Raw genomic sequence first — 16,825 nt, forward strand, 5'->3', positions numbered from 1 at the left:
GGGGAGCGGTCGGGGCGGGTCATGATGACCTCCGCAGGAGTTGAAACCGTTGCGGGTGGCGTAGCGCGCCCCCCGCAACGCAGCCACAGCGCGGCCGCAAAGCGCCGGCGGATGTGGGCGGCTGCCGCCTTTCTCGCACCGGCGCTCGTGCTGCTCGGCGTGCTGGTCGCCTATCCGGTGATCTACTCGCTCTGGCGCTCGCTCTATGACGCGGCTGGCACCAACTTTCTCGGCCTCGGCAACTATGCGACCATGTTCACCGACCCGGCCACGTTCACCGCGATCAGAAACAACGTCATCTGGGTCGCGGTGGTTCCCGTCACCGTCACCATCCTCGGCCTGATCTTCGCGGTGCTGATGGAGCGCATCAAGTGGTCGATCGCGTTCAAGCTGATCGTGTTCATGCCGATGGCCATCTCAATGGTCGCCGCCGGGGTGATCTTTCGAACCGCATTTCAGGAGAACCCGCAACTGGGCGCTGCGAATGCGACGCTCGTCGGCATCCACGATGCGTTCGGCGGCGGCGCGGCATATCCGAACGCGCGCCCTCGCGAAGACACCGGCACGACCGTGAAAGGCGGCGCCGTCTTCTCCGACGAAGCCCTCAGCGCCGGCTCGGTGCAGGACTTCGCGTTGATCGGAATCGCCCCCGATGCCCTGCCTACCTCGGCAACGGCGGCCGTCACAGCACCGACGCCCGCTGACGACGCCATCGGCGGAACGGTGTGGCTCGACTTCGTGAAGGGGGGCCTCGGTACCCCGGGCCAGGTCGGCGACGGCAAGAAGGGCATGCCAGGGATCGAAGTCGTGGCGCAGGATGTGTCGGGCAAAGTCATCGGCAGCGCCCGCACCGCCAACGACGGAACCTATCTGATCACCGGGCTGTCGACAGGCCCCTATTCGATGGTGCTGCCGGCCAGCAACTTCAGCGCGCCGTACCAGGGCATCTCCTGGCTCGGCCCGACCCTGGTCACGGCGGTGGTGATTCTCAGCTACATCTGGATCTGGGCCGGCTTCGCGATGGTGATGATCGCATCCGGTCTCTCGGCCATGGACCGCTCGCTGCAAGACGCGGCGCGCATGGACGGCGCCAACGAGTGGCAGGTGTTCCGGCGCATCACCGCGCCGTTGCTCTCGCCGGTGTTGATCGTGGTGTTCATCACACTGATCGTGAACGTGCTCAAGATCTTTGACCTGGTCTATGTCATTCCTCCGCCGTCGTCGCTGCCGGCGGCCACGGTGATCGCGGTGCAGATGTGGACGGTGTCGTTCGGCGGCGGCAACAATCAGGGGCTCGGCAGCGCGCTTTCGGTGCTGCTGCTCGTGCTGGTGCTGCCCTTCATGATCATCAACGTGCGCCGCTTCAGAATGGATCGGGAACGATGACTGTGCCCATCGACGCCGTTCTTCCTGCTGCCGAGCCGGATGCCGCTCCCGACATCGGCAGACGGGTCACCGGCAAGCGCAGCGCCAGTGCGCGGATCGTCGCGTTCTTCGGGCACGCCGTCGTCAATCTGGTTCTCGCCCTCATCGCGATCTTCTGGCTCGTGCCCACCGTCGGGTTGTTCATCTCGTCGCTGCGCAACAGCACAGACAACAGCCAAACCGGATGGTGGACCATCTTCACCGCGCCGGCCCAGCTCACCCTCGACAACTACGCCAATCTGCTCAGCAACTCGCAATTCGTCGGGTCATTCGTCAACACCATCGCCATCACCCTTCCGGCGACGCTGCTGGTGATCGTCATCGGATCCCTGGCCGGCTACGCGTTCGCCTGGATCGACTTTCCGGGGCGGGACTGGCTGCTGATCGCGGTGATCGTGATGCTCGCCGTGCCTGTGCAGGTCGCGCTGATTCCAATCGCCCGGCTCTACGGTTCGGTCGGGCTGTTCGGATCCATCGCCGGAGTCGTCATCTTTCACGTCGCGTTCGGTTTGCCGTTCGCGATCTTTCTGCTGCGCAACTTCTTCACCCAGGTGCCGGGGGAGCTGATGGAGGCCGCCCGCCTCGACGGCGCGAGCGAGTGGCGCATCTTCACCCGCATCATCCTGCCGCTCGGGATGCCGGCGATCGCGTCGCTCGGCATCTTTCAGTTTCTCTGGGTGTGGAACGACCTGCTCGTGGCCCTCATCTTCACCAACGCGTCGTCGCAGCCGGTGACGGTGGCGATTCAGAGCCAGCTGCGGCAGTTCGGCGCGAACGTCGACGTGCTGTCGTCTGGCGCCTTTCTGTCGATGATCATTCCGCTGATTGTTTTCTTCGCCTTCCAGCGGTACTTCGTGACGGCGCTGCTGGCTGGTTCGCAGCGTTGAGCGGCGCTTCGGGGCGGAGCGGCCCCGGGGCAGCAGGCGGGGCCGTCTCCGTGGCGATATCCGTGCGCGCCGCCGCGCCCGCGAGATAACGATTCTGCATCGGAGCGCGCAATACCGGCTCAATGCTTGCCCGCGCTCTCCGGCGCCCCCTATGTTGGGCGTTGCAAGCGCTTACCGCGGATCAGCTAATCGCGTGAGAGCGCTTTCTTGCACTCAATGAGGAGGAAAACGCATGAGCGTGAAACATTTCCGCAGATTCGTCATCCCCACTGCCGTCGCAGCAGTCATCGGACTCGCGCTCACCGGTTGTGGAAACGGTCCGGGAGCGAGCACCGAATCTTCAGGCGCGGCGGGTGACGGTGAAGTCACCGTGTACGGCACGATTGCCGACACCGAAGCCAAGTTGCTTGAAGAGTCCTGGGCTCAGTGGGAAAAAGACAACAACATCGACATCAAGTACGAATCGTCGAAAGAGTTCGAGGCTCAGATCGCAATCCGGGCTCAGGGCGGCAACGCTCCCGACCTGGCAATCTTCCCGCAGCCGGGCCTGATGGCCGACCTCGCGACGCGTGGATACCTCAAGAAAGCGCCCGCCGATGTCGAGGCGAATGTCGACTCCGGTTGGTCGCCTGACTGGAAGGCCTACGGCACGGTCGACGGTGACTTCTACGGCGCACCGCTGATGGCCAGCGTGAAGGGCTTCGTCTGGTATTCGCCGAAGAACTTCGCCGACTGGGGCGTCACGGTTCCGACGACCTGGGACGAGCTGCTCGCCGTCACCAAAACCATCCAGGAGAAAACCGGCAAGGCGCCCTGGTGCGCCGGCTTCGGCTCGGGCGATGCCACGGGTTGGCCGGGCACTGACTGGGTCGAAGACCTGGTCCTCCGCCAGTCGGGCGCCGAGACCTACGACAAGTGGGTCAAGAACGAGGTTCCGTTCACTGACCCGGCGATCAAGGGTGCATTCGACTCCGTGGGCGAGCTGCTGCTCAACCCGAGCTACGTCAACGCCGGCTTCGGCGACGTCGCCTCGATCAACAGCACTGCGTTCGGCGACGTGGCCACTCCGATCTCAGACGGAACCTGCGCGATGACGCACCAGGCATCCTTCTTTGACGGCTTCATCACGGATGCCGGTGGCACGGTCGGACCCGACGGCGACGTCTGGGCGTTCATCACGCCGGGCGAAGAAGCCGGCGCCTCGGCAGTGACCGGTGGTGGCGAGATCGTCGGCGCATTCGCCGATGACGCCGACACGCAGAAGGTGCAGGCGTACCTCTCGAGCTCCGACTGGGCGAACAGCCGGGTTGCGCTCGGCGGTGTCATCAGCGCGAACAAGGGCCTCGACCCGAAGAACGCGAAGAGCCCGATCTTGCAGCAGGCCATCACGATTCTGCAGGACCCGAAGACGACATTCCGTTTCGATGCATCCGACCTGATGCCGGGTGCGGTCGGGGCGGGGACCTTCTGGAAGGGAATGGTCAACTGGGTCAACGGAACGCCGACCGATGAGGTGCTCACGAGCATCGAAGCCGGCTGGCCCTCGAGCTAGTCGTTTCATCCGTTCTCGGACGTTATCTGCCGTGGGCCGACTTCACATTGTGAATTCGGCCCACGGCTATACCCGGTTAGCGTGCGACGCGGCCGGCGAGTGACCTCCATATTCGCGGAGATGTGTCCGTACTCGAAAGGTTCCCATGTCAGAATTCTTCGCTTGGCTGGGGCAGATGCCGCCCCTGGTGCAGGTGCCCATCATCATCCTGGCTTTTGTGCTCGTTGTCGCCGCGATCCTGTTCTTTGTTGAGATTGCTCCACGCAGCGGAAAGCTCTATACCGCAATCCGGCTGGCCGTCTGCGTTGCCGCACCTGCACTGATTCTCATTCTGGTCGGCTCCTACGATTGGGCCGTTATCGCGGCGGGCGTGCTCGGCGGGCTCTTCTTTATTCTCGATTATCGGTCGCGCAAAGGTGCCGGCTATCTCTTTCAGTTGGTCGGGTTTCTCTCACCGGCCATCCTGCTGCTGACCATCGGTTTGGTCATCCCGACCATCCAAACCGCGGTGCAGGCATTTCAGAACTCGCGCGGCACTGAGTTCATCGGCTTCGACAACTTCGTCTGGGTGTTCACTCAGCCCGAAGCGATTCGCACCGTCGGAAACACCATCGTCTGGGTGCTCGTTGCCCCACTCGTCTCCACCATCGCCGGGCTCGCGTATGCGGTGTTCATTGACAAGAGCCGGGGAGAGAAGTACTTCAAGATCCTGGTGTTCATGCCGATGGCGATCTCGTTCGTCGGGGCATCCATCATCTGGCGATTCGTCTACACGGCCCGGCCGGCAGACCAGAACCAGATCGGCTTGCTCAACCAGATCGTGGTGTGGCTGGGCGGAACGCCCGTCGACTTCTTGGCGGTGGAACCCTGGAACACGCTGTTCTTGATCGTGGTGCTGATCTGGGTGCAGACCGGATTCGCCATGGTCGTGCTGTCCGCGGCGATCAAGGGAGTGCCGACCGAGCAGTTGGAGGCGGCAGAGCTCGACGGAACCAGCGCCTGGCAGCGGTTCACCAATGTGATCGTTCCCGGCATCCGCGGCTCGCTCATTGTGGTGCTGACGACCATTTCGATCGCCTCGCTGAAGGTGTTCGACATCGTGCGCACCATGACGGCCGGCGCCAACAACACCAGCGTCATCGCCAATGAGATGTACACCCAGTTCAAGAACTTCGAGCAGGGGCGTTCGGCGGCGTTCGCCGTTGTGCTGTTTCTGCTCGTCTTGCCGATCGTCGTCTACAACGCCAGACAGATCAAGAAGCAGAGGGAGATCCGATGAGTGCCGTGCTGCCCATCGACCTGCCGGTCGATCCCGAAACTGAATCGCGATTGCGCAAGGGCGAGAGGAAGGCCGAATTCAGCATCGCCAAGCGCACGAAGAGGCGCCTCACCAGCCGTGGCGCCACCATCGCGGCGCTTCTCATCGCGGTGCTCTGGACGGTGCCGACCTTTGGCCTGTTTGTCTCGTCGTTCCGTCCGGCGCAACAGGTGCGCACCACCGGCTGGTGGACGATGTTCTCCAATTGGGGTTTCACGCTCGACAACTATTCAGATGTACTCGCCGCCGGAAACAGCCAGCTGAACCTCGCCGGTGCGTTCATCAACTCGATCGCCATCACCCTTCCGGCGACGGCGCTGCCGCTGATCATCGCGAGTCTCGCGGCCTATGCGTTCGCGTGGATCGACTTTCGAGGCAAGAACATCCTGTTCATCGCCGTGTTCGCGCTGCAGATTGTGCCGCTGCAGATGGCTTTGGTGCCGCTGCTGCAGCTGTTCTCAAAGGGTACGATCTTCGGATTTCCCGTTGTCTCGGCCTTGAACGCCGGGGGCGGCTACGCGCAGGTGTGGATTGCACACACGATGTTCGCGCTTCCGCTCGCCATCTTTCTGCTCTACAACTTCGTGTCGGAGATTCCGTCTGAGGTCATTGAGGCAGCCAGAGTCGATGGTGCGGGTCACGGGCAGATCTTCTTCAGGATCATCCTGCCGCTGACGATGCCGGCGCTGGCGTCGTTCGCCATCTTCCAATTTCTGTGGGTCTGGAACGATCTGCTCGTGGCGTTGATCTTCGCCGATGGAGCGGTGGCGCCGATGACGAAACTGCTGGCGGAGATCACCGGAAGCCGCGGTCAGGACTGGCATCTGCTCACGGCAGGGGCGTTCATCTCGATCCTGGTTCCGTTGCTGGTCTTCTTCGCGCTGCAGCGGTTCTTCGTGCGAGGTCTGCTGGCGGGTTCGACGAAAGGGTAGGTCGGCGACCGGTTGCTGCGGGGCCAGGGCCCGGACTTCTGGGTTCGGGCCCCGTCGCTGCGCCGGGGCTGCGGCCCTCGAACGCTGGACCCCGGTCCCGGTCCCGGTCCCGGTCCCGGCTCGTGAGTCGGGACCGGGTTCAGGAGTGGAGCGGCGAGCCGCGGTGTTTCGGCTCGAAAACCGGCTGCGACGCACCTCCGCTCCTGAACGAGGAACCGGCGGCAGGCGGGACGAGGCGGCGACAAGTCAGCGGATGCGTGCCGCCGGCCCGAGTCGGAGTGCGTGTGCCGCGTAGTGCGGAGACCAGCGAGCATTCGACGGGGTCGGGGTTCAGGAGTGGAGCGGCGAGCCGCGGTGTTTCGGCTCGAAAACTGGCTGCGACGCACCTCCGCTCCTGAACGAGGAACCGGCGGCAGGCGGGACGAGGCGGCGATAAGTCAGCGGATGCGCGTCGCCGGCCCGTGTCGGAGTGTGAGTGCCGCGTAGGAATCGGCGTAGCCCAGCGAGCGGTCGGCAGGGTCGGGTTCAGGATTGGAGCGGCGAGCCGCGGGTTTTCGGCCCGGAAACCAGCTGCGAAGCACCTCCACTCCTGAACGGGGATCCGGCGGAAGGAGCCCCTCAGGGTTTCAGCCCAGAAAGCCGACGGTAGGCGCGCGATGGAATTCCGGCCGTCCGGTGTGTGAGACGTGGGCGTCAGACTGCCGTGGACGCGGACTACGGGCGCGCGGGACGACCGCCGGCGAGCACCGCACGGATTGCCGCGATGACCAGGTACCACTCGTGCATGACCATCGCGTAGGTGAAGCGCAAAGTGCGGTAGCCGAGCGAGGCAAGTACGGCGTCGCGGTGGCAATCCTCGTCGTGGGCAGCACCATTGTCGTGGTGTTCGAGCCCATCCCACTCGATGACCAGCCAGCCGTTGACGAGGAGATCGACTCGGCCGACCCCGGTGATCTTGACCTGATGCTCACCATGGAGACCCTCCCGCGCGAGCCGGATCCGCCCGATGCTCTCGAGAAAGCTTTCGCAGAGTGCACTGCATGATTCGAACTGGTCGAGAATGTACCGGGGAAGCTCGGCGAGCCAGTCGGGGAGTTCGGCGCTCCGGACCGGGTCGAGGTGCATGAACGAATCGAAGGCGGCGACTGCGAGCTCCGGACTCTGACAGGAAGCGAGCTGCAGAACCGTTTCGCGCCGGGAGGTGACCCAGCGCGCTGTAGTGCGAACGGACTTCTTCTTCTCCCAATGGAGGGTGATGCCGGGGGAGCCATCGGGCGACATCCGCTCTGCTGGGTTGTGCGGGGAGTGGAGCCGAGACGCGTTCGCCGCCACGCAGATATGGAGGCCGACGTCTTCGCCGACCGCCCAGCCGTAGTGGCGGGCGGCTGACACGCAGGCCAGTCGCCCGCCGACCCGTACCGCCTTGATCAGATCGGGATTGAGATTGGGCAGGGCATACCAGCCTCGCCGAACGCGCAGGATCCGGCCGAGATGAACCGCGGCTGCCAACTGTTTGGCGCCGACGCCATCGGAGAGAAGTTCCCGTCGGCGCGCGACCCCGCCACGGGCATTGAGAGTCTTCGTCACTGAAACCATGGTCGAAGCTTCGCGGCCGGACGGTCCGACGGGTTGCGAGATGCGCAGCTTGTGGAATTACTCCCACCCTGCCCGCCTGTGGAGGGACGTCGTTCAGGAGTGGAGCGGCGAGTCGCGCGGTTTCAGGCCGGAAGGCGGGGGTGACACACCTCCACTCCTGAACGAGGATCCCAGAACGGATGCGACGCGGTCGCGCACTTGAAATTGGAACCCAAGCCAGGAGGGACTCAGTTCAGGAGTGGAGGCATGTCGGCACTGCAGTGGCGCCGGATTCAGCCCGGAGAGCGGGGGTGACACACCTCCGCTCCTGAACAAGGAACCGAGGGAACGCCGAGCGAGTGAAGCACACGCGCCCAACCCGACCTAGGGTGAAGGTATGAGTGGAATGCATGGCGGCGGCGGAGGCGGCGGAGGCGGCGCGGGCGGCGGCGGAGGTCGCGGTGGCGGCGGTGGCGGTGGCGGCCGCGGCGGCCGAGTCAGCGGCGGCGACGTGCAAGCACAGCGTGCGGCGAATGCCGAGGCGCCGCGCATCCCGAACCTGTTTTCGCGGATTGCCGCGCTGTTCGCCGACCACAAGGTCGCCTTGGCCGTCACCGTGGTGCTCGTGCTCATCGGTGCCGCTCTCTCGGTGGTGCCCCCGCTGCTGACCCAGCGGGCGTTCGACGACGGGCTATTTCCCCCAGAGGGCACCCCGAACATGCAGACCCTGGGCGTGCTCGTCGGCACCATGATGGCGGTCTACATCGTCGGCGCGTTGCTCGGCGTCTGGCAGACCTGGCTGACCGCGACGGTCGGCAACCAGGTGATGGGAGCGCTGCGGGTGCGCCTGTTCACCCACCTGCAGGCCATGGAACTGAGCTTCTTCACCAAGACCAAGACCGGCGTGATCCAGTCGAGGCTGCAGAACGACGTCGGCGGTGTCGCCAGCGTTCTGACCAACACGATTTCGAGCGTTTTGGGCAACACGGTCACCGTGATCGCCGCGTTCGTGGCCATGCTGCTGCTCAACTGGCAGCTCACCGTTGTGGCGGTCATCCTGATGCCGATCCTGGTCATCGCGCAGCGCCGTGTCGGCCAGGTGCGGGCCCGCATTGCCACGGCGACCCAGGAATCCCTCTCAGACATGACGGCGATCACGCAGGAGACGCTGAGCGTCTCCGGCATCCTCTTGGCGAAGAGTTTCACTCGTCAGAAGTCAGAGATCAACCGTTACTCCGACGAGAACGACAACCAGGTGCGGCTGCAGGTGCGCCAGCAGATGAGCGGCCAGTGGTTCTTCGCGATGGTCAACATTTTTCTGTCGAGCATCCCGGCGATCGTGTACCTGGTCGCCGGTTTGTTGATGCAAAACGGGGCGACGGATATCACGGCCGGCACCATCGTGGCGTTCACGACGGTGCAGGCTCGGCTGATGTTCCCGCTGCTGGGGCTCATGCGGGTCGCGCTCGATCTGCAGACCTCGAGCGCCCTGTTCGCCCGCATCTTCGAGTACCTCGACCTCAAGCCGGCCATCGTGGATGTTCCAGAAGCCCGGCAGCTGCCCGCCCATGGTCCCGACGCCGGACGGGTCGAGTTCGACCGGGTGACCTTTGCCTACCCCGATGCCTCTGACGAGTCGCGCCCCACGCTCGACGCGGTCTCCTTCGTCATCGAACCCGGCCAATTCGCGGCATTCGTCGGCCCATCCGGCGCCGGCAAAACCACGGTGTCCTACTTGATCCCTCGTTTCTACGAGGCGACGGCGGGCCGGGTGCTGTTCTCCGGAGTCGACGTGCGCGAGCTGGCGCAGGAGTCGCTCGTCTCCCACATCGGCATTGTCAGCCAAGAGACGTATCTCTTTCACGCGACGATCGCCGAGAATCTGCGTTACGCCAAACCGGATGCGACAGACGCCGAACTCGAGACCGCGGCGCGTGCCGCGAACATCCACGACACGATCGCGTCATTTCCCGACCGCTATGACACGCTCGTCGGGGAGCGCGGCTACCGACTGTCCGGCGGTGAGAAACAGCGGATTGCGATTGCGCGGGTGCTGCTCAAAGACCCGGAAGTGCTCATTCTCGACGAGGCGACGAGTGCTCTCGACTCGATTTCGGAGCGCGTGGTTCAAGCCGCGCTTGACACGGCGGCCAGGGGGCGCACGACGATCGCGATCGCGCATCGCTTGTCGACCATCGTGTCGGCCGACGTGATCTTCGTTGTCGCTGCCGGCAAAATCGTCGAGCGAGGGACGCACTCTGAGCTGCTCGCGCGGGATGGCGTGTATGCGCGGCTCTATTCGGAGCAGATCACGTCGCCGGTGGCGGCGGTCGACTGAGCAGGTTCGTCGATCGAGGAGCAGCCGACGCAGCAAGCCGCGTCTCGAGATCTCGCGAGCCGTATGGGCCATCTCGTTGATCGAGGAGCAGCCGACGTAGGAGGCCGCGTCTCGAGATCTCGCGAGCAAATCCTTGAACTCGGGTTGCGTTTGAACATTCGCTCGCGAGGTCTCGAGACACTCGCTGGCGCTCGCTCCTCGACCACCGAAATGGTGATACTCGTCCACCACCATGTGGCACAGCGGCACAGCGTCTATGAGGTATATGGCCTTTTCGTTGATCGAGGAGCGCGCGAGCTTGCGAGCACGCGTCTCGAGATCTCGCGAGCCGATCCTTGGACTCGGGTTGCGTTTGAACATTCGCTCGCGAGGTCTCGAGACACTCGCTGGCGCTCGCTCCTCGACCACCGAAATGGTGATATTCGTCCACCACAATGCCGCGCAGCGGCACAGCCGCGCAGCGGCACAGCGTCTCGAGACCTCGCGAGCCGATCTCAGAACTCTGGTCACGTCTGAGGATTGGCCAGCGGTGGTCTCGAGACACCGGCTCGCTACGCTCGCTCGCTCCTCGACCAACGGAGCGGTCGACCGATGTACGCCGCGACTACGCGCGCTCGGCCAACATGTCCTGCATCAGCTTAATCTCCGAGGTCTGGCTCAGCATCACGGCGTTCGCGAAGCCCAGCACCGAGGTGTTGTCGGCACGATCCAGCACTGCCTGTGCCATCTCGATAGCACCCTTGTGGTGCGCGATCATCAGGGTGAGAAAGATGCGTTCGGCGTCGACTCCGGATGCCGCCTTCAACTCCGCCATCTGAGCATCCGTCGCCAGCCCGGGCATCGGCGCCCCTGCAACATGCGTTGACGCGTGCTCGTGACCGGTGTCCGAGCGGCCGGGGCGCGTCATCCAGGTCATCGACGGTTCGCTGCCCAGCTGGGAGAGCTGCCATTCGGTGAGCCAGCCGTAGAGCTGACCGGCCTGCTGGCCCTGCGTCGTGGCGATGTCGTAGGCGAGCAGGCGCACGGCCGGGTCGTCGGTGAGGTCGCGCACGATCATCGCCATCTCGACACCCTGAATGTGGTGCACCTGCATGTCGCGGGCGAATCCGGCCTCTGCGCTGTTCGCGCTCGGCGTGGGGTTGTCGAGGGTGCTCAGCCGGCCGGCCGCAAACGCGCCGACAGCGATGAGAGCGACCACGACCAGGGCGGCGAGCAGCAGCACCACACGGCCGACCCGACGCGGGGAATTCGTCTCAGCCGTCTCCGAAGCAACGGCCTCAGTCTCAGAAGGAGTCAGAGCCAATGGCTAGCTGACCTTTCCGGGCGCGTCGAGGGCGCCGGTGCAGGCAGAGCCGGGTTCCGGCACGTTGGGGCTCTTCCAGTACTCCTCGAAGAACTTCGCAATGCGCGGGTCGTCGGCCTTGTCGACCTTGAGCTGCGCGTTCCATGCGCTCAGCACGATGGGGGAGGGGATGTCTTCAAAGGGAGACAGCACGGCATACGTCGTCGGAACCTTCATCTTCAGTGCGTCGAGCTCTGCCGAGCTGATCGACGGGTCATAGGTGACCCAGACGGCTCCGTGCTCCAACGAGTGCACTGCGTTCTCGTTGGGTACCGGCTCCGTGTAGACGCCACAGTTCAACCACATCGGGTTGTGCTCGCCACCGGCGGGCGGAGTCTGGGGGTAGGTGACAGCGGTCTCGACGTGGCCCGCGCTATTGGAGAACGTCTCGACGCCCTTGATCTTGGCGCCGCTGCCGGCGGCGTCGGCCGTGTAGCTCGCCCGCTGTGGGGTCAACACGACCGAGGCGACAACCAGGCCGACCACTGCAACAGCGGCAACCACGGCAATAGAAATGCCGATCTTGCGGTTGCGCACTGTGCGCTTCTGCTCTTTGCGAAACTCTTCGAGCTTCTTGTCTCGCTGCACCTGGCGCTGCTGCTTGACGGTCAAGTTCGGGGTATCAGACGTGGAGCCTGACTGTGGCGCGGGGGTCATTAGAGGCCTCTCGTGGTTGTCCTTCAACAATACGAACGTATCGAACCTGGTCGCGCTTCCTATCATGCGTGTCTCACAGCTTCTTCACAGTCGCGGGAGCCGTCGCGAGGGCCGTCGCGAGAGCCGTCGTGAGGGCCGTCGCGAGGGCCGTCGCGAGGGCCGTCGCGAGAGCCGCGTCAGGAGCAGGGTCGAGGGTTGCGTCGAGAGTCTGGTCGAGCGTCGCATCGCTGATGGCGTCGCCGGTTCTGTCACGCAGTGAAGACGAGCGGATGCGCCGAGTAGCATGGAGTCGTGTTCGCCCAGACGTTGTGCCCCTGTTGTTGCTGTCGCTAGCCGACCCCGCACATCCTGCACGACCCATCGTCGCCGTTTCGCCGCCTGCACAAAGTGCTTGACAGCCTGGGGCCGCTTCGACAGCGACAGCCAACAAAGGAACCTTCTATGAAGATCGCCCAGACCATTCTTGATTTGATCGGCGACACCCCGCTGGTCAAGCTCAACTCCGTCACAGAGGGCATCGCCGCCACTGTGCTGGTGAAACTCGAGTATTTGAACCCCGGCGGCTCGTCAAAAGACCGCATCGCCACTCGCATCATCGACGCCGCCGAGCGCGACGGGCAGCTCAAGCCCGGCGGAACCATCGTCGAACCCACCTCCGGCAACACGGGCGTCGGCCTCGCACTCGTCGCCCAACAGCGCGGCTACAAGTGCGTCTTCGTGCTGCCAGACAAGGTGGGCGAAGACAAGCGCAATGTGCTCACCGCCTATGGCGCCGAGATCGTCGTGACCCCGACATCCGTCGCCCCCGACGACCCAGAGTCCTACTACAGCGTCTCCGATCGCTTGGCCCGCGAGATCCCCGGCGCCTTCAAGCCCAACCAGTACGCCAACCCGAACGGGCCGCTCAGCCACTACGAGACCACCGGCCCCGAAATCTGGCGCGACACCGACGGCACCGTCACCCACTTCGTCGCCGGCGTCGGCACCGGCGGCACCATCACCGGCACCGGCCGCTACCTGCGCGAGGTCTCTGGCGACACGGTCAGAATCATCGGCGCCGACCCGGAAGGCTCGGTCTACTCGGGCGGCACCGGCCGCCCCTACCTGGTCGAGGGCGTCGGCGAGGATTTCTGGCCAGCCGCCTACGACCCCACCGTCGTGCACGAGATCATCGCCGTCTCCGACGCCGACTCCTTCGCGATGACCCGTCGGCTCGCCCTCGAAGAGGGAATCCTCGTCGGCGGCTCAAGTGGCATGGCCGTGGTCGCCGCGCTCCGCGCCGCTGAGAAGCTGACCGCCGCCGACACCATCGTCGTGCTGCTGCCCGATGGCGGCCGCGGCTACCTCGGCAAGATTTTCAACGACGGGTGGATGCGCAGCTACGGGTTCACGAACGCGCCAGCCGGGCACACGGTGGGCGATCTGCTCTCGGCGAAAACCGGCGCACTGCCCGCGTTCGTCTACGTGCACCCGAGCGACACCGTGCGTGACGCGATCGAGACGATGACGGCTTCCAGCGTTTCGCAGCTGCTCGTGTTGAACGCGAAACCGCCGGTCGTGATGGGCGAAGTCGTCGGGGCGATCGACGAACGCGCCCTGTTGGAGCTCGTCTTCGAGGGCACGGCCCAGCTGGCCGACCGGGTCGGCGATTTCGTCGGCGCCGCCCTCCCGCTGATCGGTGTGAACGAACCTGTCGCCTCAGCCCGCGCCGCGTTTGCGCAGCACGACGCGCTGCTGGTGTCCGACGGCGGCAAGCCGCTCGGCGTCATCACCCGGCACGACCTGCTCAACTACCTCAGCGCCTAAACCGGGCGCTCGCCCGACAAGAGCAACTCGCAGCAACTCGCAGCAACTCGCACGACCGGCAGAGCCCGCAAGGCCCGCAGAACAAAGGAATAGACAGATCATGGCCAGGAAGCAGCATTTCAACACCGTCGCCATCCACGCTGGGCAGGAATTCGACCCGACGACCGGCGCCGTCATCCCGCCGATCTACCAGTCGAGCACCTTCGTGCAGAAGAGCATCGGCGAGCTGCGCGGCGGCTACGAGTACAGCCGCGGCGGCAACCCCACCCGTGATTCCCTGCAGACCTTGCTCGCCGCACTCGAGGGCGGCAAGCACGGCCTCTCGTTCGCCAGCGGTCTGGCCGCCGAAGACACCCTGCTGCGGGCGGCCTTGTCCCCGGGCGATCACATCGTGATGGGCAACGACGTCTACGGCGGAACCCACCGACTGATCGAACGCGTGCACGGCCCCTGGGGCATCCGCAACACGGTCGTCGATATGTCTGACCTGCGCGCGGTCGAGAAGGCGATCATCGCCGGCGAGACGAAAATGCTCTGGATCGAGACGCCCAGCAACCCGCTGATGAAGATCAGCGACATCGCCGAGCTGGCGGAGATCGGCCACCGCGCCGGCCTCATCGTGGTCGTAGACAACACATTTGCGTCGCCGGCCCTGCAGCGCCCCCTGCTGCACGGCGCCGATGTCGTTGTGCACTCCACCACCAAGTACCTCGGCGGACACTCGGATGTGCTCGGCGGCGCACTGATCATCAACGATGACGCCCTGGCCGAGAAGGCGCTGTTTCTGCAGTTCGCGGCCGGACCGGTGTCGGCTCCGCTGGATGCCTGGCTGACGATTCGCGGCATCAAAACACTCGCCGTGCGGATGGAACGTCACAGCAGCAACGCGCAGGCCATCGCCGAACACCTGGATGGACATCCGGCCCTCGAAGCCGTCTACTACCCGGGATTGCCCGATCACCCGGGTCACGCGCTGGCCAAGCAGCAGATGAGCGGCTTCGGCGGGATGCTCTCGCTCGCGTTCGTCGGCGGCGCGAAGGCCGCGCGCAAGTTCGCGGAGAAGACCAAACTGTTCCAGCTCGCGGAGTCGCTCGGTGGCGTGGAATCGCTCGTCAACTACCCGTCGGAGATGACTCATGCGTCGGTGCGCGGCACCGTTCTCGAGGTGCCGGACAACATTGTGCGCCTCTCGGTGGGCATCGAGGATGTCACCGACCTGATCGCCGACCTCGATCGGGCGATGCCGAAGAAGAAGTAGGGGGCCACCGCTCGTTCCTCGACCGTTTCGTTGGTCGAGGAGCGAGCGAGCTTGCGAGCACGCGTCTCGAGATCTCGCGAGCCGATCCTTGTACTCGGGTTGCGTTCAAACATTGGCTCACGGGGTCTCGACCCGATCGCGGGCGGCCTCCTCGACCAACGAAATGGTCAAATTCGTTGACCACAATGCCGCGCAGCGGCCCGGAAGCTCGAGACCTCGTGAGCCGACGTTCACACGCAACCCGAGTCAAGGGATCGGCTCGCCGGGTCTCGAGACGCGCGCTCCTTCGTCGCGCGCTCCTCGACCAACGAAATAGCCCAGATACGGAAAATGCGTACTGGCAGTTTCGGTACGAACGGTGTCGGTTCTGCCATTTCGGCCGAGCGCAGGCGCGCGAGAAGATTGCTCGGTGACCATTTCAGCCGCCCGCCCCACGCCATCCGTTCCCGACGTGACGGATGCCGCTCCCGCCCACCAGGGAAGCCTCGGGCTGCTGCAGGGAACTGCTCTCTACATCGCGGCAGTGCTGGGCACGGGCATTCTGGTGCTGCCGGGCCTCGCGGCCAGCGCGGCGGGGCCGGCGTCGATGGTGGCCGTGTTCGCCGTCTTTCTGCTGTCGATCCCGCTCGCCGGAACGTTTGCCGCGCTGGCATCCCGCTATCCCGATGCGGGCGGGGTGGCCAGCTACGTGCGTCGCGCACTCGGGGAGACCTGGGCGCGGATGGCCGGCTACTGGTTCTTCTTCGGGGTCGGAGTGGGCGCGCCAGTGGTGGCGATGCTCGGTGCCGAGTATGTCGTCGCGATTGTCGGCGCTGATCGCTCGGCGGTGGTGTGGGTCGCCGCGGCGATTCTCGTTCCTCCGTTCGTCGCGAACTACTTCGGGCTGCGCGTCTCTGGCATCGTGCAACTCGTGCTCACCGGGGCACTGCTCTTCATCGTGATCGGGGTCGTCGCCGTGGCGCTGCCGGCGGCGGATCCGGCGAGCTTTCACCCGTTCATGCCGCACGGCTGGGGCGGAGTCGGCACCGCCATCAGCCTGTTCGTCTGGGCTTTCGCCGGGTGGGAAGTCGGCACCCACATCGCCGGCGAGTTCAAGAACCCTCGCCGGGTCATCCCGGTGGCCACGGCCATCGCCCTGGTCGTCGTCGGCGTCTCCTATCTGGCACTGCAATTCGTGACGGTGGCAGTGCTCGGCGAATCGGCAGGGAGCGGGCCGGTTCCGCTACTCGAGCTGGTGGCAAGGGGGGCGCCGGGAATTGGGCCGGTCTTCGTGGCAGTCATCGCCGCGATTGTGGCGCTCGGCGTGCTCAACGTCTACCTGAGCGCATTCGGCAAGCTCGGAGCCTCCCTCGGCCGTGACGGCGATCTGCCGCGCTGGATCGCCAGCGGCGTCGAAGCCGGCGGTGTTCCGCGGCGGGCCCTGGCCGTCGTCGCGGGCCTCACGAGCTGCTATTTCGCGATCATGATCTGGCGTGACCTCGACTTGACCCCGTTCATCCTGATCCACACCAGCGCGATGGTTTCGATCTATGCGCTTGGCATGATCGCGGCGGTGCGTCTGCTCGCCCGCTACTCAGCGGGCTGGTGGCTGGCGGTGATCTCGGTCGTGCTCACCATCGGATTGTTGGTTCTCGCCGGCCCGAATTTGCTCGTTCCCGCGGTGTTGGCACTCGCGGCTGTCGTCGTCATGCTCGTCAAACGAGCCAGGCGGCGGCGCTATATTCCGTAAGATGCA

General features: G+C 64.9%; 12 protein-coding genes. 9 read left to right on the forward strand and 3 right to left on the reverse strand.

All coding sequences use genetic code 11. From position 1 onward, the window contains the following. Positions 1-21 precede the first annotated feature (21 nt). The 5 genes from ABD791_RS12530 (at position 22) to ABD791_RS12550 (ending at position 6,114) form a co-directional block, all read left to right on the forward strand. Positions 22-1,386 carry an ABC transporter permease gene (locus ABD791_RS12530; RefSeq protein WP_345067071.1) on the forward strand — a complete coding sequence of 455 codons (1,365 nt, stop codon included), beginning with the start codon at positions 22-24 and terminating at the stop codon, positions 1,384-1,386. Further along, the gene (locus tag ABD791_RS12535; RefSeq protein WP_345067074.1) at positions 1,383-2,312 is read left to right on the forward strand and encodes a carbohydrate ABC transporter permease; all 930 of its coding nucleotides are present in this window, start codon (positions 1,383-1,385) and stop codon (positions 2,310-2,312) included. Before ABD791_RS12530 ends, ABD791_RS12535 begins: the two co-directional genes overlap by 4 nt. A gap of 232 nt (positions 2,313-2,544) precedes the next feature. Further along, the gene (locus ABD791_RS12540) at positions 2,545-3,864 is read left to right on the forward strand and encodes an ABC transporter substrate-binding protein (protein ID WP_345067076.1); all 1,320 of its coding nucleotides are present in this window, start codon (positions 2,545-2,547) and stop codon (positions 3,862-3,864) included. Positions 3,865-4,009: 145 nt separating this feature from the next. Next, positions 4,010-5,143, forward strand: a complete 1,134-nt coding sequence (locus tag ABD791_RS12545) for a carbohydrate ABC transporter permease (protein WP_345067079.1) — start codon at positions 4,010-4,012, stop codon at positions 5,141-5,143. Continuing rightward, positions 5,140-6,114 carry a carbohydrate ABC transporter permease gene (locus ABD791_RS12550; protein WP_345067082.1) on the forward strand — a complete coding sequence of 325 codons (975 nt, stop codon included), beginning with the start codon at positions 5,140-5,142 and terminating at the stop codon, positions 6,112-6,114. The genes ABD791_RS12545 and ABD791_RS12550 overlap by 4 nt, the downstream gene beginning before the upstream one ends. Before the next feature lie 714 nt (positions 6,115-6,828). Here the strand turns inward: ABD791_RS12550 and ABD791_RS12555 are convergent. Further along, positions 6,829-7,701 (reverse strand): DUF559 domain-containing protein, encoded by an 873-nt coding sequence (locus tag ABD791_RS12555; protein WP_345067084.1) that lies wholly within the window; start codon positions 7,699-7,701, stop codon positions 6,829-6,831. 394 nt (positions 7,702-8,095) lie between these two features. On the opposite strand from ABD791_RS12555, the gene ABD791_RS12560 reads away from it, so the two are divergent. After that, on the forward strand, positions 8,096-10,027 hold the full coding sequence (locus ABD791_RS12560) for an ABC transporter ATP-binding protein (protein ID WP_345067483.1): 1,932 nt from the start codon (positions 8,096-8,098) through the stop codon (positions 10,025-10,027). 604 nt (positions 10,028-10,631) lie between these two features. On the opposite strand, the gene ABD791_RS12565 is transcribed toward ABD791_RS12560, so the two are convergent. Both ABD791_RS12565 and ABD791_RS12570 read right to left on the reverse strand, forming a co-directional pair. Continuing rightward, positions 10,632-11,330 (reverse strand): DUF305 domain-containing protein, encoded by a 699-nt coding sequence (locus ABD791_RS12565; RefSeq protein WP_345067086.1) that lies wholly within the window; start codon positions 11,328-11,330, stop codon positions 10,632-10,634. A gap of 3 nt (positions 11,331-11,333) precedes the next feature. Next, entirely contained in the window at positions 11,334-12,026 is a 693-nt protein-coding gene (locus tag ABD791_RS12570; RefSeq protein ID WP_345067089.1) for a thioredoxin-like domain-containing protein, read from the reverse strand. A gap of 441 nt (positions 12,027-12,467) precedes the next feature. Between ABD791_RS12570 and ABD791_RS12575 the strand changes: the two genes are divergently transcribed. From ABD791_RS12575 to ABD791_RS12585, 3 genes are all read left to right on the forward strand, one after another. Further along, positions 12,468-13,832 carry a cystathionine beta-synthase gene (locus ABD791_RS12575; RefSeq protein WP_345067091.1) on the forward strand — a complete coding sequence of 455 codons (1,365 nt, stop codon included), beginning with the start codon at positions 12,468-12,470 and terminating at the stop codon, positions 13,830-13,832. A 100-nt stretch (positions 13,833-13,932) separates the two neighbouring features. Continuing rightward, complete coding sequence (locus tag ABD791_RS12580; protein ID WP_345067094.1) at positions 13,933-15,090, forward strand: cystathionine gamma-synthase; 1,158 nt, start codon at positions 13,933-13,935, stop codon at positions 15,088-15,090. Between the two features lie 409 nt (positions 15,091-15,499). Continuing rightward, complete coding sequence (locus tag ABD791_RS12585) at positions 15,500-16,819, forward strand: APC family permease (RefSeq protein WP_345067097.1); 1,320 nt, start codon at positions 15,500-15,502, stop codon at positions 16,817-16,819. Positions 16,820-16,825 lie beyond the last annotated feature (6 nt).

The organism is Glaciibacter kafniensis, from assembly GCF_039538945.1.
GTDB lineage: Bacteria > Actinomycetota > Actinomycetes > Actinomycetales > Microbacteriaceae > Cryobacterium > Cryobacterium kafniensis.